Below are 15,864 nucleotides of genomic sequence, written 5' to 3' on the forward strand. Positions count from 1 at the left end.
CAAAGCGGCGCTGTGGTGGCCGTAAAGTTGGGCGGTTCGGCCAAACAGTGGCCGCAGTATGTTTGATGCGCGGCTGTCAGCGGCTCGGCACACCGCTTACAGCTCATTCGATTCCAAGGCAGCATGGAATAACACTCCGAACACCACCCCTCTTCACCGGCTTGCGAGTAGAAACAAAACGCGCAGTAACCCGGCAATCCTCGCCTAAACCACTGATTCGCCAATGAGGTCCATCTCAGCATAATATGTCCACCTTACTTGCCAATGCTAAAAATAACGCTGCATAAGATTGACATTAACGCACAAGTTGATAATATATGCCTCGTCTTCTGCGGATGTGGTGGAATTGGTAGACACGCTAGATTTAGGTTCTAGTGCCGTAAGGTGTGGGAGTTCGAGTCTCCCCATCCGCACCAATTTGATTTACCTCAGTTTTTTATCCCTCCCTGCTTTATCCCAATACTCACTAGATTGTCCTGTGTGACCAGATTGTGACCTAGCCTGTTTACGGCTTCGCGCACTCGTTGCGGTGCCAAATGCGCATATCGCTCGGTCATCGTGATGCTGGAATGTCCCAGCAGCTCCTTTATTACCTCCAGTGGAACGCCATCGCTCACCAGCCAAGATGCTGCCGTGTGCCGCAAGTCGTGTATCCGCAAATCATCCAGCCGCACCCTTTTGGCCGCCTGGGCGAATCCTGCCCTGAGCGACTTCACCGGCTCGCCGTCCGCTCTAGCGAAAACCCAAGGGCACCCGGGCACGTTTCCTGCTCGCCACGCCAACCTTCTCTTGATCGCGGCTTGGGCCACGCTATTCAGCGGTACCGTTCTCGGCTTGCCGGATTTTGTGTGGCTGCTCAGAAGCGTTAGCGACTCTTTGCCTGGGTCCAGGCTGACGCGTGACCATTCCAGTCCCAGCAGCTCGCCACGGCGACAACCGGTGTGCGCGGCCAACTCGATGAAGTCGGCCAGCACATCGCCGTGCCGCTGTTGCCTGGCTGCGGTCACCAGCCTGCCAACCTCTCCTCTGCTCAAATACCGCTCACGGTGCCTGGCTTCCCGGGTCAACCTTCCCTTCACCGGGTTGTCGAGACCCCACTCCCATTCCCGATTGCAGTAGTTGATCGCCGACGACAGCGCGGCCAGCTCGCGGTTAATGGTGGCGTTAGCCCTTCCCTGCTCTTGCCGGTGACGGATATAGCCTTTGATATCCGCGCCGGTAATCGCTCCAATCTCAACGCCGCCAAAATATCGCCGCAGGTTGCCGATCTGATACTTGATGGTATGGAGGCTGCGCAGGTGTGCCGACCCGCGCAGATACTCGACCATCACTTCTTCAAAGCTGCGTGGCTGCTTCACGTCCCAGTGCTTGCTCTGGTGGGATTCGGCTCGCCACTTCGCTTCGACGGCTTTCGCTTCGTTTAAGTCCGCTGTCCCAGTAGAGCGTCTAATTCGTTTGCCGCCTGGGTCGTTGTACGATGCCCACCAGAATGGCGAGCCTTTCCTTTTATGTGGCATACAGATTTTTCCCCTTTCTGCACGCCGGGCGCGCTGCGACTCTCCAACTCTAGCGCCTCGGCGTCAAGCTCTCCGATTCGTCGAATGCTGCCCATCGTGACCCGCCGCCCTTTTCCTTCGCCGCTGGCCGTCAGCCTGCCCTGCCTGACCATCTGCCTGACAGTCCAGTGCGAGACGCTGAGCATTTCAGCGGCCTCGGCGTAGGTGACCAGCGCTTTCATGGCTTACTCCTTGCTGCATTAGCCCTAGCGAGTGCAGACTGAAATCCATTCTTGGCATCGGTCATGCTCTTTAGCTCCTGCTCTAGCTCAATAATTTTCTCGCTTTGTGCGATAGCCAGTGCCTGCCAGCCTAGCGCTACGTGCTGCCATTCAGGGTGACCGTCGGGCAGCTGCTCCTCTTCTTCGGCTAGCTCTCTAAGTGTTTTGGCCATGATGCCTCCCATTCACAAAAAACCGCCTCTTGGGCGGCTAGTTGACCTGCTTCATGGTCGTCGTCCAAATGGCACGCGACCCATCGTTTGGCTTAATTCGCAACCGGAATCCGGGCCATCGCTCGCCAGTGTGAATATCTCGGATCACATGGCCATCTTCGATAGCGGTAATTTTGCCGGTGACTGACCGCTTCTCCCCTGTTGTCTTGAGTTCGTAGTCATAGATAACTTCGTCGCCAATCTTGCTTGCCATTACTGCCTCCACAAAAAAGCCGCCCAATCGGCGGCGGTTATCGGTGTGCTTCTCGCTCAGTACATGGCGGCGGCAGCGGGTCGCCTTCGTATCGCTCGACGGTGTCGATCGACAAGCCGCGAAGGTGCCAGTCGCCCACCATGTGCTTGCGCTCGTCCAGCGTCTCGCCGTCATTGATCCACGCCGACGCCACGTTGCCGCCGCATACCTGGCAGTTGGCCAGCATCATCTGGCCGAGGTGTTTTCGCTCTGTCATCGTCACTCCATCAGCTCCAGCGCACTCTCTACCATCGCGCTGATCTTCTCGCACGACTCGCGGATCTCGTTGCCTCGCTCGTTATCGGTATGCACCAGAATCTCCCGCGCCGTGGCGTCGATATTGCCGTCTACCTCTCGCCAGATATTCAGCACGGCGTTGTAAAGTGCCCGCTCTTTGGTCGTGCCGTCGATCTGCAACCGGCGCGCGTACTCATACAGGCACCTCGTAAGCGCCGCCGTAGTCGTGTCGCCGCTAACGCTGATCGTGCCGCCCATGGCGTCGGGCATCCAGCAGCGCCAGTAGGTGCCGTCTTCTCTTAGTCGGGGCTTTTGCATGCATCCTCCGCCATAATTGCAGCAACGCGAACGATGGCGCGGCAAGTGGCGACAGATCGACCAGCTTTATCTATCGGCTCATCGGCAGCTGCGCCATACCACCCCGTTACTGAGCAAACGTCATCAGACACATCCACATTCATCCCCAGACTGCACATCAGCCGAAAGGCATCGCCTTCATCCTCGAGCGGGTTCCAAACTCTCCATTTAGAGCCAGGCTCCGGAGGCTCCGGTATCACCCGGCGGCGAAGCTTCCCGTTAAAGGGGCCGTCGCCGGTATATAGCTCGATTTCCAATCCAGCCGCTCGCGCCGCCCGCTCCAGTAGCTCTTGATCTGTCATACATCCTCCGGCTTAGGTGCAGCGGCGATCACTGCGTCATGGCAGGATTGCGCCGAGTCGTGGTAATCGTGTGAGTATGCGCGCTCCATCGCTTCATCGGCCTTGGTAGGAATGGCGACGTAGCCCTCCGGGCAAGCAGCCTGCCATGCCTCCCACGCGCACTGCACATAGTGGGCAACGTACTGCCCTGGCCATGCGCTGCGTGGCGAATTTGGCTGCTTGTCGATAGGCCATTCACGCGGCGGCGCGACTGCCCACGCCTCAAACCGATCTCGCTGCGTCATGTCGGCTCTCCATCGGCGGCGGCCAAGGCGGCGTTGATATTATCGAGAATTCTGCGGTGCTCGGCATGAAACTCATCCATGCCATGCAAAAATTGGTATTGAGCAGACCACGACAGCGAAAGCGCTTTGGATGCTTCGAGCGCGTTATAAAGTCCTTGCGCTACTTCGGCGCGCACCCACTCAGCGCGGTCATCGAACTGCTCTTCGATCTCACCTCGTTTGTACGTTTTCATTCGATCTCTCCCGGTGTCGGTGCGGCGGCTAGCAGATGGCTCCACAGCTTTCTATCATTTAAAATGCTCGCCTCTTGCCGACTAGGTTTGCAGCTAATTAATACTCGCTCATGCAGCGTTGCCAGCATGCTCTCGTCAGGCTCCTTCGGCACGCACTGCCATGGCTCATCCGGCGTAGGGATTCGGGGGCCGGTAGCAGCAACCGTGCCGGACTGCTGCCGCGTCCTCATAAACGACCACGCCCTTCCACTCCAGTGGGCTGTTTCCCATGGGTCGCCTTTGTCATCCGGCTTTACCCAGTACCAACCATCTGCTCGCTGATTCATAAAACCTCCAGGCATGAAAAAACCGCTCACTGGCGGCCATAGTCCTTAAACAGTCGTGTCGATAACCGCCACGGCGGCGTATCCGGTATGCGCCTACGCACTGCCAGCGCGGCGATCCGCTTGGCGTTGGGAAGTTGGTCGAGCATGTTCAAACTCCGTGCAGCGCACGATGACGCGGCCTTTGCTTTTGCTCATGGCGGGCATGGTGGAAAAAGGCAGGCGGCTGCAGTCATCGAAGGTGTGGCGGCAAGCCATGCATAGGCTGCCTTTGGGTTGATGGGTCATTGATGGCCCTCGGATTGCTGTCGAAGCTCGTTCGCTCGCTCAATCAAGCGGTCTTGGGCATATTCAATGTCGTTCATGCATTCTGCCTCTTCCTCCAGCACCTCTGCCTGCTTCAGCAGGTCGCGTCTTTTGAGGCTAGCTCGGGGGTCCGACTTCACAGACTCTATCGCCTCCCTCATCCGGTCAGAATGGTCTAGCAGTCCCTCGTCGTCTCCTAGGTACAGTTCGTTAATGAGTCGATGAGAGGCGGTGGCTAGTCGCTCCACATGCGCCGCCAGCGCATCCCGCTCCTCCTGCACCCGCTCCCTTAGCGCGATCTGCGTTTCCTCGGCGTTGCGGTAGGCGTCGCGTTCTCGCATGAGCTGGACATTCTGAATAACCTTTGCTTCATGCTCACTTTCAAGATTTCTTATCTTTTGCTCTAGGCGATTAAAGCGGCGAACAACCCACGTTTCCAGCAGGTCACTATCTAGCCATTGACCTGTTTCTTCATGCGCCATTTCGGCTAGGTTTGCAGGTGTTTTCATGACTAAGCCGCCCTCATGGTTGCCAACTGCTTAGCCTGCTCGGCCAGCTCTGCGCGCAGCCGGGCATTCTCGGCTGCCAGCGCGTCATTCTCAGTCAGCGCTGCCAGCTTTTCGCTTTCCAGGTCATCGTTGCGAGCCATCAGCATTCCAATCAGCTCGTCCGTTTCAGCTTCGCGGGCACCGGCGGTGCCTTCATGGGTGGGTGTCAGCATGGTTTCTCTCCAGTAATGATGTAGCGGTCGCGGCTCGGGCCGATTAGCGGCTGCTGGCCTGGCTCTAAATGCCAGTCGAACCGGTGCAGGCAGCGGTCGCACTGCTTTTCGTTGATTGATCGGTAGAGGCGTAGGCGCGTGCAGCCGCAGCGCGGGCAGTGTTTGGTGGTGGGTTTCATGCCGTATACCGCGTGGCGTAATCGCAAATGTCGCGGGCCGTTGACAACCCGCATCTGTAAGCTTTGGCCAGAGCTCGAAGGCTCATGCCCATTTCGCGATCAGCACGCATACTGCGAACTTGGCTATCTGTAAGCTTGGCTCGATGATGGCATTCACCGACGCGGTGGCCGGTATGGTTTCTGGATACATGCACAATCATGCTCCTGCAAACATGTCCATGGGCGCAGCCTGGGCATCTTGGAGATTGCGTACTGCGAGCTTCCAGTAACTCTCTTTCAACTCCACCGCTACAGCTTTGCGGCCCATCTTTATGGCGCTTACTGGCTCGCTGCCGATGCCGCCGAATGGGCTCAGTACTGTGTCTCCGGGGTTGGTCCACAGGTCAATTGCTCTCTCGATCACGTCAAGCTGTAGGGGGCAGATGTGGCGCTCGTCGTCCGGGTCGCGCCCATCTCGAAAAGCCAACGTCCGACTGGGGTTGATATCCATCCAGACCGGTGATGCATAGCGCTGCCAGCGCTCGACCGGAAAGCTCTCATTGGTGTGGCTGACCGGCTCCGGGTTCTCGCCCGGCTTGCGCATGGTGACCAAGTAGTCAGGGATTCCTTGGCGACTCATGGCCGAGTCTTTCTTGATCTGCTTGTGCAGCAGTCCCAGCGCCTTAGTGCGCTGCATAGCGGTCACCGGGTCTTTCCAGATGCAAACCTCGCTATGGAAGATCCATCCCTCGGCAATAAAGGCGGCGATCAGCTCGCCGCGGAAGTCTTTCAGGCCGATGTAACCATCGCGCACCTTGCTGGCTGGCAGGTTCATGCAATGGAAGGAAAGCAGGCGTCCGGGCTTGGTGACCCGCATCAATTCACGAACAAGGAACCGGAACTGCTCGCAGAATTCCTCGTCGCTCTGTACGTTTCCCATGTCGAAGTCGCTGTTGCTGTAGGTGTACAGCGAGGCGAACGGCGGGCTAAAAATCGTATAGTCGATACTTGCGTCAGGCATGCCGCCGATCACGTTGACGCAATCCCCGTTGTACATAGCCCAATCGGGCCCAAACTCCTGATTTAATACTTTCATGATCACCTCGCTATGCCACCCAGGCGGGCAGCACCATTTCGTGCTGTGGTTCGTATTCGGTCTTCTCGATAGCGGCAGAGGAAACAGGCTTCTGCATCATTCCGGCCATGTGCTCGACCATGGACGCCTGCATTTCTTCCATTTGCCGCTCTTTGCGCTCTACATTCGCTTTGATAGCGCCCAAACTCTCAGCGCTGACGATGTGGCTATGCACTTCTCGGGTCTGGCCGAAACGCCAGCAGCGGCGCACGGCTTGATACATTTGCTCGAAGGAGTCATCCAGTCCGACAAACGCCATGCGAGCGCAGTGCTGAAGGTTTAAGCCCATTCCCGCGATAGATGGCTTGGTGACAAGTACGCGAACGCTGCCATCCAAAAAGCCGTTGATGGCCTGCTCTTTGCGCTCGATACTGTCACTACCTCGTATTTCCACTGCGCCATGTATTGATTTGCGCAGCAGATCGGCTTCGTCGTTGGTATGGCACCAGATCAACCAGGGCTCGGAAGGCTCCTGAGCGACTATTTCGGCCACCTTGGCAACGCGCTGCCCTAGAGTTTCTTTCTTGGCCTGACGGCGTTCGGTAAGGCTCTGCGCGATGCTGGTGAACATGTCGTCGCCGTATTGACTGGTCACCAAGTGCTCATAGGTGTGCAGGGTCGGCAAAATGTAGCCGGTGTCGTCGAAACCGATATCCGACGGCAGACGGATGGTCACCGCCCATGACGCCAGCCACTGCCAGAACTTCTTGCGGCCATGGCCCTTGAGGCGCCACTTAGCGGTGTCGCCGCCATCGTGGGTGAAGAACATAGCCAGCATTTCATCCATGCCCATGATGCCGAGGAACTCAGACTGGTTACCCAGCTCCATGTAATCGTTCGGGCTGGGTGTTGCGGTGCACGACAGCCGGTAGGGGCATCGCTTCCACTCAGTGATGATGCGGGTTCGCGTTTTGCCGTCGCGGTTTTTCAGAATGCTCGATTCATCCAGTACAATGCCCGCGAAAGCGTCAGGCTCGAAGTTATCCAGCATTTCGTAGTTGGTCACATATACACCATCAGGGCTGCTGGGCATCTCGCGGACGTATTCAGCGTGAACACCAAACTTTGCAGCCTCGCTAACGGTCTGGCGAGCCACACACAGCGGGGCGGCAATCAATACCGGCTTTCCGGTATGCTCAGCAACGTGGCCCGCCCAAGTGGCTTGCATGGCTGTCTTGCCAAGCCCCGTGTTAGCAAACACGGCGGCTCGCCCACGGCGTAGCGCCCACTTCACGATATGGCGCTGGAACTCCATCAACTGCATGCCGCCGAATCCAATGGCGTCATGTTCGAGTGTGAAGCCACTGGGCTGGTCCATCTTCGTTTTACCCTTAACGAACTCTAGGTATTCGACATTCATAGCACCTCCCAGATAGTAAAAAGCCCCATGCGGGGCGTTAGGCTCTACGCTGCTCGCAGGATAGCTGCCTACCTACGGTCATCCTTGGCCAGGAATCCCATATCTCAGCAGGTAAGAATCTCTTGAGCGTTGCGTAGTGGATGCCGATATCGGCGGCTAAGTCCGTGCGAGACAGCTTCCGGCGGCTGTAATTCTTCGCAATATCAGCGAGACTTTTCCCGCGCCGTGACTCAAAGCCTGCTATTGCCAGCTTCGAGTTATGCCGGGGATGCTTCACCCCTAGCTCTTTGGCTCTTGTTCTAACGGCCTCTGGCGTGCGGCCTAGCTCTTCGGCTATGTCGCTAGCTAAAACGCCGTCCGCATAGCGAGCGGCTATAAGTCGGTCTTCGTTTGGCCGCCATGCTTTCCATGTTTTAGCCATACGAACTCCTAGTCGGTAAGCTCCATCTTGAACGCTTCCGGCGGCGCGTAGCTGTCGCCACCCAACCACTCCATGATGCGGGCCACGCTGTCGCGCAAGCTCCCAGCCATGAGTACGAAGTCCGTTTCCAGCCGAGCAAGCGCATCATCGCCATCGTCGGCATGGTCCGCTTCCTCGATCAGCGCATCGCCAAAGCGCAGCGACTTGAGCGCCAAATCATCGTGGAGCACGAACGACAACTGGCCCTCAATGCTCAACGCCAGCTTGCTGGCCTGCCGCCCGCTCTCGAGTAGCTGCTGCATTTCGTCACTATCGAGATCAACTTGGCGGCCACGGACGACGCCGTCATCGCCCTTAGCTTTCAGCTCGACAGTGTCGCCTAGCTTCAGGTCAGCAGGCCGCGATGCCGGATCACCCAGCCACGTTGTCATGGCGCGAATAGGTAGCGTCTGGCTGCTCATCGGCGTGGCCTTCAAGCTGCCCAGCGTTTCGCGCAGCAGGTCGAGAACGTCCTCGGCGCGGGCGCGGCTACCGGCATTGACGCCAATCAGTTGCCGCTCTGTATCCCACCAAAGATCAATCTTTTGACTGCGCACGAAAGCGCGAGGCATAAGCTCCTCGGTGACCTGCTCCTTGATGGCCGCCTTCTCCTTGCGCGTCACCTTGCGGCCTTCACGGGTTTCGATATCCGCTACCCGCTCCTCGACTTCCTCTTTGACGACTGAGGCGGGCAACATCCGCTCTTGGCGTAGCGCCGAAAGCAGGCGATGCCCCTGTATTTCGTGAACGAGCTGGCCATTGCCCAATCGGCCAGCGGGTGCCGCCCAGCCCAGGCGACGAAAGTCAGCGCTCCCCATCGGCTTGGCGGCATGCTCGGACAGCGCCGTGGCCAACACGTCGAGCGCTACCGCTTCTTGGGCATGGAGCCGGTAGATAAGTAGGTTTTTGAACCACATGAAAGCCTCTTTAGCTAATTCGATAGCTGGTGATGTTCTGATCGAAAAGGTCTTTGCTTGCCGGTTTTATAACGCCTTTACTGGCAAGCGACTGGATCGTGCGGTGATGAACCTTACGGCCATCCATTAGCCGCCACCCCCCCCCAACCAGGTAATTGACCGACTGGCCTGACGATAGGCGGGTAACCAGTGATTGTTGCGCTCTTGTCAGTTTCGGCGTTTTGCCTTGGCTGCTCATAAGCACCTCGCTGAATGAAAGGAACCCAACGGCCCCGGGTGGGTGAATCTTCAGGGCATTAAAAAGCCCCTACGTGAGGGGCTAGGCTGCGTTTAGTTATTTAAGCGGCTTCTTCGCCGTAGCTGAATTCGCCATCAAATACGTTGTTGTCTTGCGCGCCAGATTCTGCTTGCTCGTCGAGCGCGACGGCGCGCTGCATTTCGACGCTAACGGGAAGATATTTGAACAGTCGGCGAATGACCGTCTTCTTGGCCATTTCCTCGAAGTGATCGACCCAGGGCCCGCTTTTGCCAGCTTTGGATGCTTGCTTAACCGCTTCAACATCCTCACGCCACATGACCTCGATTTGGTGTCCGCCACCGACCAGCTTGGCTACCGCGTAGACCGCGATAAGGGCTCCCTTTTCACCCCGGGTAGGTACATGCTTCAACTTTTCATTCAAGCCATACTCGAACTCGAACTCGTCCCCTTCATAAACCGCGTGGGACTGTAGCGACACCATCTGCCCCGAGCGGCGCGCCAAGTCGATCATGCCGCGATAACCGATGATGAACTGCGCTTCCATTGTGTTCTGCCACTGCCCGTTGTCGTCCTTATAATTCTTCTTGAACGGCACGAGGTAGGCATGACCAAGTGCTCCACCCAGCTCGAGCCCAAGCTGCGCAGACTGCACGATAGCGCCAAATAGCGACATTGGGGCGCACTGGCCTAGCTGGGGCGTCTTATTGACCTCGGTCAGCGCTATACGGGTAATGCGGTCGGGCGTGATGTGCTTCGGCAGCGCTCGGGCGATTTGCGACTTAAACCGGTCATCTTTTAGCATGCCCTGGATAGTGGTAGGCATAGCTTTTTTCGCGGGCGTCTGATTCTGCGACGCCTGCTGCAATTCCTGGTTTAACGTGCCTTCTTGCTGAGTCATGATGCCTCCTTCTGTGCCCAATAGGGCAAACTAAGTGATTCGATGCCGCGCCAAACGCCGGTGCGTAGGCATTCGTCGTAAACGGCCATGTTTCGCTGATATTCGAAGCGGCCTTGAGTGCGGGCCTGCTGGTCTAGCTGAAAAACCCGAACCGGATACTTGCCGCATTCGATAGACGTGCTAAACGCGACAAATAGGAAGCCTTGCGGCTGGTGGCCAAAGTGCGTGGCATAGCCGTCTGAGTAGAAGGCGTCCTGGACGTGATAGCGGTAGTCGGCTACCGAGCGGGCGAACTTGCCCATGTCGCCAGTGCTTTTCAGGTCGATCAGCCAGCCCATGTCGTTGAGCGTTTTATCTGGTCGGCAGCGGCAAAGCCTCCCGGTCGTTTCATCGTTCCAGTAGATGCTGGCCTCAACGTCCCCGGGCGCTTCAATCAACTGTCGGGCCAGTGGATGTGCCATAACGCTCTCGCGGATAAGCTTCACTTTTCGGCCTTCGGCAAAGGTCAGTAGTTGCCGATCTCCCAGCGCTTCCTCAAATTCTGCCCACTCTGCTTTGCCCGCTTTCGTATTCTTTGGCGCATCCGGTCCAATCGCATATTCAGCCTCGAACCGTTGCGGCTCCAGTATCAGCGCGTGGCAGGCATCGCCAACATTGAGCGCCGTTTTCTTTTCGTCATCTTCGGGGCGGTGCGCGACCACTGGAAAAGCGACGGCGACTTGTTAATGAGATCGAGCTGGGACTTTGATACACCCGGCCCCTTGTGGTAATCCTCGTTCGGTATGCCCTGGTAGTAACCAGGGCCTATGTCATTTTCGGCCACTGTGCTAATCTCCTGATTGATCTTCTCGACGTTGATCTGGCCCGCTACCTGTTCGCGCAGGAGCGAGCTTTTATTTGTTCAGTGCTCGCCAATCGCTTAGGGCTTGGCGGGCCTCACAGAATGAATCGCTAAGCTCAGTCATGCCGTCTTGGCAATCCCTCGCCATTGACATGGTCAGGTCTAACAAGGCTGCCGCCATCCGCTTGGCGCTTTCATGGCGCTCCTGCGTGTCCCGCAGCAACGCCTCTAGCTCTTTGTGGTCGCCAGCATTAAGGCTTTTGCTGCCTTTGGTGACGTGGTAGACGGCGTCGCCAGTTTCTTCATCCCAGCCAGCGCGGCCGGTGATTTTCCAATCGCTCACGACCACTCCCCCTTGCGCACCTGCGCATCCCATGCCGCGATAGCGCTGTCTCGGTGATGACTGGCGTTTCGCTCGGCGAAAATGTCGAGCATGTACTGCTCGTTTTCTTCCTGGCGCGCCCAGCGCATGAGCGAGTCGGTCGCCCAGTAGTCGCCGTTCTCGAATAGATCAGTCGGCGTCATGTCCGCCTCGGGCGAGAACTGCGGATACCGGATGGCGGTTTGATCGGGTACTGCATAAGCCATGTTCATGATCGACTCTCCAATTCAGACAAAGCGTCGCCGCAACTAAGCGCAGTCACCTCACAATCAGGCGCGCCTTCCAGGCTCTCAAACAGCGGTAGCGCTTCAACGGCTTGTCGTATGGCTTTATCCGGGCAGCCGTCTTTAACGGCGATAACCACCGTCAGGTAGCGCATGTTTGGCTGACCGGTAAATGGATGATTTTCGTTAGGGGTCATGGCGCTGGCCTCATACCGGGGCAAATCTCGGCAGCGTTGCCGCGATAGTCTGGATGACCAGTACGGTGGTGCGGGTCGATACCTCGCGCCGCCTCAGCGGCCCATACGGCGACCTCTTGGCAGTATTTGCGGTGCGTCCGCTCGTTGTCGGAGGCGTCCAGCTTGGTGGCGACAATCATGCTGCCGATGATGGCGGTCAGGGCGATGAGGCTAAGGGTTCTTGTTGGCATGCTTGACCACCTTCTTGATCAGTTTCGGCGGGTAGCCCAGGCGCTTGGCCGTGGTGCGCGCTAAACGCAGGCCAAAAAAAACGCCCAGGTCAGGGCGTGGCGTTATGATGTCTCCGCGCTTCTCGCGGATCAGGTAGCGTGTGGTCATCGCGCACCTCTCGCTTTGTTCAGTGCGGCGCGACATTCAGTGATAATCTCTAACGTATCAGTGCCGCCACAGGTGTTCTCCTCAGCAAATTTGAGCGCCTTCTCAAGCGCTGCATAAAGCTCCACACCGGCATTGCGCTTCATGCCACGCTCTTTCGATATCTTCTCTTGCTGCTTAATGAGGTGATCAACATCGCCGTCGCGCACAAACTGCTTGCACAGGCTGTTAAAGTTTTTATGAGACGGCTTCCAGGCGGAGCCATCCTCTTTATTTCTCAGCGTTGAGATAAGCTCTGCTGGCAAGTCTTTGGTTCGCGCCCAGACTTCGCCGTTTTTGTAGAGCGAAAAGCGAGCGCCCTTGACGTGCATTTCGGGATATACCGGCTTTTCTTGTTCGGTCGTATTCATAAACACCTCTCATAGAATTGGGCGCGCCGCCTCGTTACTCGTCGCAGTGCCAGTGCAGTGTTGATTGAGGGAAGCAGCGCGGGCATGGCGACTCAGCAAGAGGCCATGCCAACTGGTAAGGATTTCTTTAAAGTTCGTAAAAAGCCCGCTAGGCGCAGGCAATGAGTGCGCATCCTTGCGCAGGGGAGTTGATGCAGGAGCATCGGGATAGGGGCTGGCAACCACACCAGCAATTAGGGAATGACCCTATCCTTTATGGTCTGCTTACATCGCATGTTTTGGATACCCTATCCCGATGCGCCCTGGCAGCCAGGGCGCGCACACAGGTTGAATAAACTTAAAAATAACGTGGGGGCATGATGCTCTCCTGCTGATATCCGGCTCTTGATCATTGGGCTGGCCGGTGACGCCCGAGCTTTTGGTCTTTGCGGTAGTATTTGCCGTCATCGGGGCGGACGCATTGCCGTGTGATCCCCTGATAGCGATGCAGTGGCCGGATCGCTCGCCCGGCTGCGATATTTAAAGCGAGTCGCTACCCTCGCATGCTCTGCCGCTGTGAACGGCCTACTTGGCTTGAGGCGGATGGCCTACACTGCATCCAGATACCCCTTGGTGCTTCCCTGAGTCCCGACAGGGCAAGAGGTATGTGGATGCCGCCTGTATTCTCGGCCCAGGCGGCAGGCTCTTGGCCGCGTTACCCAGCGGGTCGGGGGCCTTGCTCTGATAGCTCTTGGCGCTCTATTCGCTCATACTCGGCAGCAAGCAGGGCCATGGCCTTGATGATGTTGCGCTTGGGATCTTCGCTAGGCTTCCACCAATGCTCTGGCCACGGCCAGAATGCTGGCGACTGCCAATCAAGCGCTGATTTTCCACCGCGCACTATGTCCTCGCATATTGCTGCGTAACTAGCGCCTGCTGCTGCTAAATCTCCGTCTACATACTCGTCGTCATGGCTGTAGCTAAAACCTTCCTCGTTAATTTGTCGCTGACGCTCTTTAGCGGCTTTTTCAAAAGCGTTACTCATACCCACCTCATGTTGATGAGCGGCTAAGCGTACTTCCAATGGCTCAAGCCGATGATTTTTTGATGTGAGCTATCAAACGTGACAATGCCTTCGTGCTTCTCGGAACCCTTATCCCAAAACGTCGTCATCCAGACATGTGACATTTCGCCATGCGCATTTTTAGCGCCCAGGTTGTTGGTAACGATGATGTGCTTGTTCTTTTCGGGCTTAGCTTCTGCAAAAGAAGTAAATTCCTCTGGCTTCATAACGCTCTCCTGTTAATCCGTGAAACATCGGGATGGGCGTCAGGATTCGAACCTGATAGGCCGCTAGGCCAGCGATCCCTGCATAGGTAAGCGCACTTCACCACAGTGTCATCACCCATCCCGATGCGCCCTGTCGCCAAGGCGCAATCTTGTCCCGATATTTCGACAGCCTCGGGTCGGCGTACTCCTGACGCGCTCTCGCAGATCCAATCCACTACGGCGGGGCAGGCTTATCAGATTGTTAAAGAGCCATGGCGGGCTGTCTGTTTCGCTGTGCGTCAGTGCCGCTGCCATGACTCAAATGTAAGCCATACTTACCTATGCCGTCAACACAAAAGTAAGCGTATCTTTCAATTTAAAGGTAAGTCATTGTTTCAATACGCACAAAAAAACCCGCTCAATGGCGGGCTTGGTTAGCTGTGCTTATTTTTAGGGGGGTTACTGCCTTCGGAGGGTCATTTGCGCCATGACCACACCAATGATTCGGCAATCCTCGGTGAAGTCCATGTATTGCTCTCGCCAATCCTTGTTGAGCACCTTGAGCATCGGGCCTACACCTGGCTCGATGATGTAGCGCTTGAACGTGGCCTCTGCCCCACCATGCTGCTCGCACTGAACAACCACGTCGTCGCCTGATACGGGCTCGACGTCAGGATCGACAAAGATCAGCGTCCCTGGCGGGTACACTTCGATCATTGATTCGCCACGCACACGCAGCCCAAACGCTCTTGGGCCGCAGGTCGGCGGCGCTGGATAGTATTCGAGGTCATCAACCACGGGGCAAAACGTCTCAGTCCATGCTCCGGCTTGCACCCAGCTTATCAGCGGCACCTGCCCCCGCATCTTGGGCGCTTCATCAAAATCATCCGTTTTGACACCTGAGCCAGTAAAGAAATAGATCAGCGGCTTGTTCGTTGCGGTCGCTACGTTTCGCAGATTCTCCGCTGACGGGCTTGTACGCCCTTTCTCCCACTGGGCTACAGCCGGACGAGAAACGCCCAGCACGGCGGCCAACTGCTGCTGTGTCAGCCCCGCCTCTTTTCTGGCTCGCGTTATTCGCTGCCCTACTTTCTCGTCTTCGGTCATGCCCTCACCAATAGGCGTGTAATTGCCTCTCAGTCTGAAAGCATCGCTTACATCTGGCAACGGAAGAATGCCTTGCCCGATTGGGTAAGTATGGCTTACACTTTGACCAATTACGTTAAGCATGGATTTCCCTATGACCCCGGAACAAGCAATGCAAGAGGCGCTTCGCCTAGCTGGCGGCCCGGTTGCTCTCTCCCGATCCATCGGAATCAGCTCCCAGGCCATCTCCCAATGGAAGGTCGTTCCGGCAGCTCGGGTTATGGCTGTTGTGAAAGCCACCAAAGGAAAGATCAAGGCTAGCCAATTGCGTCCTGACGTGTTCGGCGCTGTTGCCGCCTAACCACACCCCTATCTTAGCGCCCCGGCAAAGCCTGGGTAGGTTCCAGAAAGAGCGAGTTTCATACATGGATAAATTGACAGCAATGATTCAGGCGGTGGCAGAAGACTACGGCCACAAGCGCCTCGCTGATGACCTGGGCTGCTCCTACAACGGCCTACTGAATCAGCTCAACCCGAACAACGACCGCCCTATTTCGTTGCGCAAGTTCTGGCAGATGGCGCGGTTCACCAAAGACCCGCGTTTGGTGGAAGCGCTGTTGGACGAGATGGGCATGGTGGCCACGCCTGTCGCTCAAGAGTTCAGCGACATCGAGGAAGAGATCAAGGAATTGCTGATGGATCAGCACGAGGTGATAGCGAGTTTCGTTGCAGCGATCCGCGCCGCCAAGGCTGACGGGGAGATCTGTGACAAGGAGCTGGCCGAAATCCGCAGCTATCGGAAGGAGGTGGCCGTAAAGGCAAACACGGTAATGAGCCGCATCGAAGCGATGCACAAAAACGGGAAGGCCGCGCTGAAGGCGGTCCAGTAACGAAAAAGCCCACCAATTC

30 protein-coding genes, 1 tRNA gene and 1 pseudogene are annotated in these 15,864 nt (G+C 56.9%); 3 read left to right on the forward strand and 29 right to left on the reverse strand.

Translation table 11 applies throughout. From position 1 onward, the window contains the following. Positions 1 to 53: 53 nt before the first annotated feature. A pseudogene (locus CTT34_RS18470) lies at positions 54 to 242 on the reverse strand (double zinc ribbon domain-containing protein); the annotation flags it as partial. A gap of 89 nt (positions 243 to 331) precedes the next feature. On the opposite strand from CTT34_RS18470, the gene CTT34_RS10045 reads away from it, so the two are divergent. Beyond that, positions 332 to 416, forward strand: a tRNA-Leu gene (locus tag CTT34_RS10045). Between the two features lie 12 nt (positions 417 to 428). Here the strand turns inward: CTT34_RS10045 and CTT34_RS10050 are convergent. The 28 genes from CTT34_RS10050 to CTT34_RS10185 all read right to left on the reverse strand — a co-directional run bounded on the left by CTT34_RS10050 (position 429) and on the right by CTT34_RS10185 (position 14,976). Continuing rightward, a complete protein-coding gene (locus tag CTT34_RS10050) occupies positions 429 to 1,358 on the reverse strand; it encodes a tyrosine-type recombinase/integrase (protein WP_159342314.1) in 930 nt (309 codons plus the stop codon). A gap of 62 nt (positions 1,359 to 1,420) precedes the next feature. Continuing rightward, positions 1,421 to 1,738: a helix-turn-helix domain-containing protein gene (locus tag CTT34_RS10055; RefSeq protein ID WP_159342315.1), complete on the reverse strand. Its 318-nt coding sequence runs from the start codon at positions 1,736 to 1,738 to the stop codon at positions 1,421 to 1,423. Beyond that, entirely contained in the window at positions 1,735 to 1,950 is a 216-nt protein-coding gene (locus tag CTT34_RS10060; protein WP_159342316.1) for a hypothetical protein, read from the reverse strand. Before CTT34_RS10060 ends, CTT34_RS10055 begins: the two co-directional genes overlap by 4 nt. Before the next feature lie 37 nt (positions 1,951 to 1,987). Continuing rightward, on the reverse strand, positions 1,988 to 2,203 hold the full coding sequence (locus CTT34_RS10065) for a hypothetical protein (RefSeq protein WP_159342317.1): 216 nt from the start codon (positions 2,201 to 2,203) through the stop codon (positions 1,988 to 1,990). 37 nt (positions 2,204 to 2,240) lie between these two features. Next, a complete protein-coding gene (locus CTT34_RS10070; protein ID WP_159342318.1) occupies positions 2,241 to 2,459 on the reverse strand; it encodes a hypothetical protein in 219 nt (72 codons plus the stop codon). Between the two features lie 2 nt (positions 2,460 to 2,461). Beyond that, a complete protein-coding gene (locus tag CTT34_RS10075) occupies positions 2,462 to 2,797 on the reverse strand; it encodes a hypothetical protein (RefSeq protein ID WP_159342319.1) in 336 nt (111 codons plus the stop codon). After that, positions 2,779 to 3,138 (reverse strand): hypothetical protein, encoded by a 360-nt coding sequence (locus tag CTT34_RS10080; RefSeq protein WP_159342320.1) that lies wholly within the window; start codon positions 3,136 to 3,138, stop codon positions 2,779 to 2,781. The genes CTT34_RS10075 and CTT34_RS10080 overlap by 19 nt, the downstream gene beginning before the upstream one ends. Continuing rightward, a complete protein-coding gene (locus CTT34_RS10085) occupies positions 3,135 to 3,422 on the reverse strand; it encodes a phiTE_015 family protein (RefSeq protein WP_159342321.1) in 288 nt (95 codons plus the stop codon). Before CTT34_RS10085 ends, CTT34_RS10080 begins: the two co-directional genes overlap by 4 nt. Continuing rightward, positions 3,419 to 3,655 carry a hypothetical protein gene (locus tag CTT34_RS10090; RefSeq protein WP_159342322.1) on the reverse strand — a complete coding sequence of 79 codons (237 nt, stop codon included), beginning with the start codon at positions 3,653 to 3,655 and terminating at the stop codon, positions 3,419 to 3,421. The genes CTT34_RS10085 and CTT34_RS10090 overlap by 4 nt, the downstream gene beginning before the upstream one ends. Further along, on the reverse strand, positions 3,652 to 3,981 hold the full coding sequence (locus CTT34_RS10095; RefSeq protein WP_159342323.1) for a hypothetical protein: 330 nt from the start codon (positions 3,979 to 3,981) through the stop codon (positions 3,652 to 3,654). The genes CTT34_RS10090 and CTT34_RS10095 overlap by 4 nt, the downstream gene beginning before the upstream one ends. Before the next feature lie 281 nt (positions 3,982 to 4,262). Further along, positions 4,263 to 4,793, reverse strand: a complete 531-nt coding sequence (locus CTT34_RS10100) for a hypothetical protein (protein WP_159342324.1) — start codon at positions 4,791 to 4,793, stop codon at positions 4,263 to 4,265. Between the two features lie 2 nt (positions 4,794 to 4,795). Next, positions 4,796 to 5,005 (reverse strand): hypothetical protein, encoded by a 210-nt coding sequence (locus tag CTT34_RS10105; protein WP_159342325.1) that lies wholly within the window; start codon positions 5,003 to 5,005, stop codon positions 4,796 to 4,798. Continuing rightward, on the reverse strand, positions 4,999 to 5,184 hold the full coding sequence (locus tag CTT34_RS10110) for a hypothetical protein (protein WP_159342326.1): 186 nt from the start codon (positions 5,182 to 5,184) through the stop codon (positions 4,999 to 5,001). Before CTT34_RS10110 ends, CTT34_RS10105 begins: the two co-directional genes overlap by 7 nt. 196 nt (positions 5,185 to 5,380) lie before the next feature. After that, entirely contained in the window at positions 5,381 to 6,259 is an 879-nt protein-coding gene (locus CTT34_RS10115) for a DNA-methyltransferase (RefSeq protein ID WP_174788523.1), read from the reverse strand. A 10-nt stretch (positions 6,260 to 6,269) separates the two neighbouring features. Beyond that, on the reverse strand, positions 6,270 to 7,658 hold the full coding sequence (locus CTT34_RS10120) for a helicase-related protein (protein WP_159342327.1): 1,389 nt from the start codon (positions 7,656 to 7,658) through the stop codon (positions 6,270 to 6,272). Between the two features lie 429 nt (positions 7,659 to 8,087). After that, positions 8,088 to 9,035, reverse strand: a complete 948-nt coding sequence (locus CTT34_RS10125; protein ID WP_159342328.1) for a recombination-associated protein RdgC — start codon at positions 9,033 to 9,035, stop codon at positions 8,088 to 8,090. Positions 9,036 to 9,045: 10 nt separating this feature from the next. After that, positions 9,046 to 9,273, reverse strand: coding sequence for a hypothetical protein (locus tag CTT34_RS10130; RefSeq protein WP_159342329.1), 228 nt, complete (start codon positions 9,271 to 9,273; stop codon positions 9,046 to 9,048). Between the two features lie 100 nt (positions 9,274 to 9,373). Next, positions 9,374 to 10,192: a recombination protein RecT gene (recT, locus tag CTT34_RS10135; protein WP_159342330.1), complete on the reverse strand. Its 819-nt coding sequence runs from the start codon at positions 10,190 to 10,192 to the stop codon at positions 9,374 to 9,376. Continuing rightward, positions 10,189 to 10,893 carry a PD-(D/E)XK nuclease-like domain-containing protein gene (locus CTT34_RS10140; RefSeq protein WP_217352950.1) on the reverse strand — a complete coding sequence of 235 codons (705 nt, stop codon included), beginning with the start codon at positions 10,891 to 10,893 and terminating at the stop codon, positions 10,189 to 10,191. The genes recT and CTT34_RS10140 overlap by 4 nt, the downstream gene beginning before the upstream one ends. Before the next feature lie 192 nt (positions 10,894 to 11,085). After that, positions 11,086 to 11,376, reverse strand: a complete 291-nt coding sequence (locus CTT34_RS10145; protein WP_159342331.1) for a hypothetical protein — start codon at positions 11,374 to 11,376, stop codon at positions 11,086 to 11,088. Beyond that, complete coding sequence (locus tag CTT34_RS10150; protein ID WP_159342332.1) at positions 11,373 to 11,627, reverse strand: hypothetical protein; 255 nt, start codon at positions 11,625 to 11,627, stop codon at positions 11,373 to 11,375. The genes CTT34_RS10145 and CTT34_RS10150 overlap by 4 nt, the downstream gene beginning before the upstream one ends. Continuing rightward, on the reverse strand, positions 11,624 to 11,836 hold the full coding sequence (locus tag CTT34_RS10155; RefSeq protein WP_159342333.1) for a hypothetical protein: 213 nt from the start codon (positions 11,834 to 11,836) through the stop codon (positions 11,624 to 11,626). The genes CTT34_RS10150 and CTT34_RS10155 overlap by 4 nt, the downstream gene beginning before the upstream one ends. After that, on the reverse strand, positions 11,833 to 12,066 hold the full coding sequence (locus CTT34_RS10160; RefSeq protein WP_159342334.1) for a hypothetical protein: 234 nt from the start codon (positions 12,064 to 12,066) through the stop codon (positions 11,833 to 11,835). The genes CTT34_RS10155 and CTT34_RS10160 overlap by 4 nt, the downstream gene beginning before the upstream one ends. Beyond that, complete coding sequence (locus tag CTT34_RS10165) at positions 12,047 to 12,214, reverse strand: hypothetical protein (RefSeq protein WP_159342335.1); 168 nt, start codon at positions 12,212 to 12,214, stop codon at positions 12,047 to 12,049. Before CTT34_RS10165 ends, CTT34_RS10160 begins: the two co-directional genes overlap by 20 nt. Then, positions 12,211 to 12,621: a hypothetical protein gene (locus CTT34_RS10170; RefSeq protein WP_159342336.1), complete on the reverse strand. Its 411-nt coding sequence runs from the start codon at positions 12,619 to 12,621 to the stop codon at positions 12,211 to 12,213. The genes CTT34_RS10165 and CTT34_RS10170 overlap by 4 nt, the downstream gene beginning before the upstream one ends. 694 nt (positions 12,622 to 13,315) lie before the next feature. Then, entirely contained in the window at positions 13,316 to 13,645 is a 330-nt protein-coding gene (locus tag CTT34_RS10175; RefSeq protein ID WP_159342337.1) for a hypothetical protein, read from the reverse strand. A gap of 23 nt (positions 13,646 to 13,668) precedes the next feature. After that, positions 13,669 to 13,890, reverse strand: coding sequence for a hypothetical protein (locus CTT34_RS10180; RefSeq protein ID WP_159342338.1), 222 nt, complete (start codon positions 13,888 to 13,890; stop codon positions 13,669 to 13,671). A 438-nt stretch (positions 13,891 to 14,328) separates the two neighbouring features. Next, positions 14,329 to 14,976, reverse strand: coding sequence for a LexA family protein (locus tag CTT34_RS10185; protein WP_159342339.1), 648 nt, complete (start codon positions 14,974 to 14,976; stop codon positions 14,329 to 14,331). 133 nt (positions 14,977 to 15,109) lie between these two features. On the opposite strand from CTT34_RS10185, the gene CTT34_RS10190 reads away from it, so the two are divergent. Together CTT34_RS10190 and CTT34_RS10195 are read left to right on the forward strand one after the other, a co-directional pair. After that, positions 15,110 to 15,316 (forward strand): transcriptional regulator, encoded by a 207-nt coding sequence (locus tag CTT34_RS10190; protein WP_174788524.1) that lies wholly within the window; start codon positions 15,110 to 15,112, stop codon positions 15,314 to 15,316. A gap of 64 nt (positions 15,317 to 15,380) precedes the next feature. Continuing rightward, positions 15,381 to 15,845: a phage regulatory CII family protein gene (locus CTT34_RS10195; protein ID WP_159342340.1), complete on the forward strand. Its 465-nt coding sequence runs from the start codon at positions 15,381 to 15,383 to the stop codon at positions 15,843 to 15,845. Positions 15,846 to 15,864 lie beyond the last annotated feature (19 nt).

Source organism: Halomonas meridiana (assembly GCF_009846525.1).
GTDB lineage: Bacteria > Pseudomonadota > Gammaproteobacteria > Pseudomonadales > Halomonadaceae > Vreelandella.

Bases quoted from the DNA above. Each gene is read 5' to 3' on its own strand.
- CTT34_RS10095 (WP_159342323.1), bottom strand. From the start codon at position 3,981: ATGAATCAGCGAGCAGATGGTTGGTACTGGGTAAAGCCGGATGACAAA.
- CTT34_RS10155 (WP_159342333.1), bottom strand. From the start codon at position 11,836: ATGACCCCTAACGAAAATCATCCATTTACCGGTCAGCCAAACATGCGC.
- recT (WP_159342330.1), bottom strand. From the start codon at position 10,192: ATGACTCAGCAAGAAGGCACGTTAAACCAGGAATTGCAGCAGGCGTCG.
- CTT34_RS10110 (WP_159342326.1), bottom strand. From the start codon at position 5,184: ATGAAACCCACCACCAAACACTGCCCGCGCTGCGGCTGCACGCGCCTA.
- CTT34_RS10170 (WP_159342336.1), bottom strand. From the start codon at position 12,621: ATGAATACGACCGAACAAGAAAAGCCGGTATATCCCGAAATGCACGTC.
- CTT34_RS10125 (WP_159342328.1), bottom strand. From the start codon at position 9,035: ATGTGGTTCAAAAACCTACTTATCTACCGGCTCCATGCCCAAGAAGCG.
- CTT34_RS10115 (WP_174788523.1), bottom strand. From the start codon at position 6,259: ATGAAAGTATTAAATCAGGAGTTTGGGCCCGATTGGGCTATGTACAAC.
- CTT34_RS10080 (WP_159342320.1), bottom strand. From the start codon at position 3,138: ATGACAGATCAAGAGCTACTGGAGCGGGCGGCGCGAGCGGCTGGATTG.
- CTT34_RS10055 (WP_159342315.1), bottom strand. From the start codon at position 1,738: ATGAAAGCGCTGGTCACCTACGCCGAGGCCGCTGAAATGCTCAGCGTC.
- CTT34_RS10105 (WP_159342325.1), bottom strand. From the start codon at position 5,005: ATGCTGACACCCACCCATGAAGGCACCGCCGGTGCCCGCGAAGCTGAA.
- CTT34_RS10195 (WP_159342340.1), top strand. From the start codon at position 15,381: ATGGATAAATTGACAGCAATGATTCAGGCGGTGGCAGAAGACTACGGC.
- CTT34_RS10085 (WP_159342321.1), bottom strand. From the start codon at position 3,422: ATGACGCAGCGAGATCGGTTTGAGGCGTGGGCAGTCGCGCCGCCGCGT.
- CTT34_RS10160 (WP_159342334.1), bottom strand. From the start codon at position 12,066: ATGCCAACAAGAACCCTTAGCCTCATCGCCCTGACCGCCATCATCGGC.
- CTT34_RS10075 (WP_159342319.1), bottom strand. From the start codon at position 2,797: ATGCAAAAGCCCCGACTAAGAGAAGACGGCACCTACTGGCGCTGCTGG.
- CTT34_RS10070 (WP_159342318.1), bottom strand. From the start codon at position 2,459: ATGACAGAGCGAAAACACCTCGGCCAGATGATGCTGGCCAACTGCCAG.
- CTT34_RS10150 (WP_159342332.1), bottom strand. From the start codon at position 11,627: ATGAACATGGCTTATGCAGTACCCGATCAAACCGCCATCCGGTATCCG.
- CTT34_RS10100 (WP_159342324.1), bottom strand. From the start codon at position 4,793: ATGAAAACACCTGCAAACCTAGCCGAAATGGCGCATGAAGAAACAGGT.
- CTT34_RS10065 (WP_159342317.1), bottom strand. From the start codon at position 2,203: ATGGCAAGCAAGATTGGCGACGAAGTTATCTATGACTACGAACTCAAG.
- CTT34_RS10090 (WP_159342322.1), bottom strand. From the start codon at position 3,655: ATGAAAACGTACAAACGAGGTGAGATCGAAGAGCAGTTCGATGACCGC.
- CTT34_RS10175 (WP_159342337.1), bottom strand. From the start codon at position 13,645: ATGAGTAACGCTTTTGAAAAAGCCGCTAAAGAGCGTCAGCGACAAATT.
- CTT34_RS10130 (WP_159342329.1), bottom strand. From the start codon at position 9,273: ATGAGCAGCCAAGGCAAAACGCCGAAACTGACAAGAGCGCAACAATCA.
- CTT34_RS10190 (WP_174788524.1), top strand. From the start codon at position 15,110: ATGACCCCGGAACAAGCAATGCAAGAGGCGCTTCGCCTAGCTGGCGGC.
- CTT34_RS10060 (WP_159342316.1), bottom strand. From the start codon at position 1,950: ATGGCCAAAACACTTAGAGAGCTAGCCGAAGAAGAGGAGCAGCTGCCC.
- CTT34_RS10165 (WP_159342335.1), bottom strand. From the start codon at position 12,214: ATGACCACACGCTACCTGATCCGCGAGAAGCGCGGAGACATCATAACG.
- CTT34_RS10180 (WP_159342338.1), bottom strand. From the start codon at position 13,890: ATGAAGCCAGAGGAATTTACTTCTTTTGCAGAAGCTAAGCCCGAAAAG.
- CTT34_RS10185 (WP_159342339.1), bottom strand. From the start codon at position 14,976: ATGACCGAAGACGAGAAAGTAGGGCAGCGAATAACGCGAGCCAGAAAA.
- CTT34_RS10120 (WP_159342327.1), bottom strand. From the start codon at position 7,658: ATGAATGTCGAATACCTAGAGTTCGTTAAGGGTAAAACGAAGATGGAC.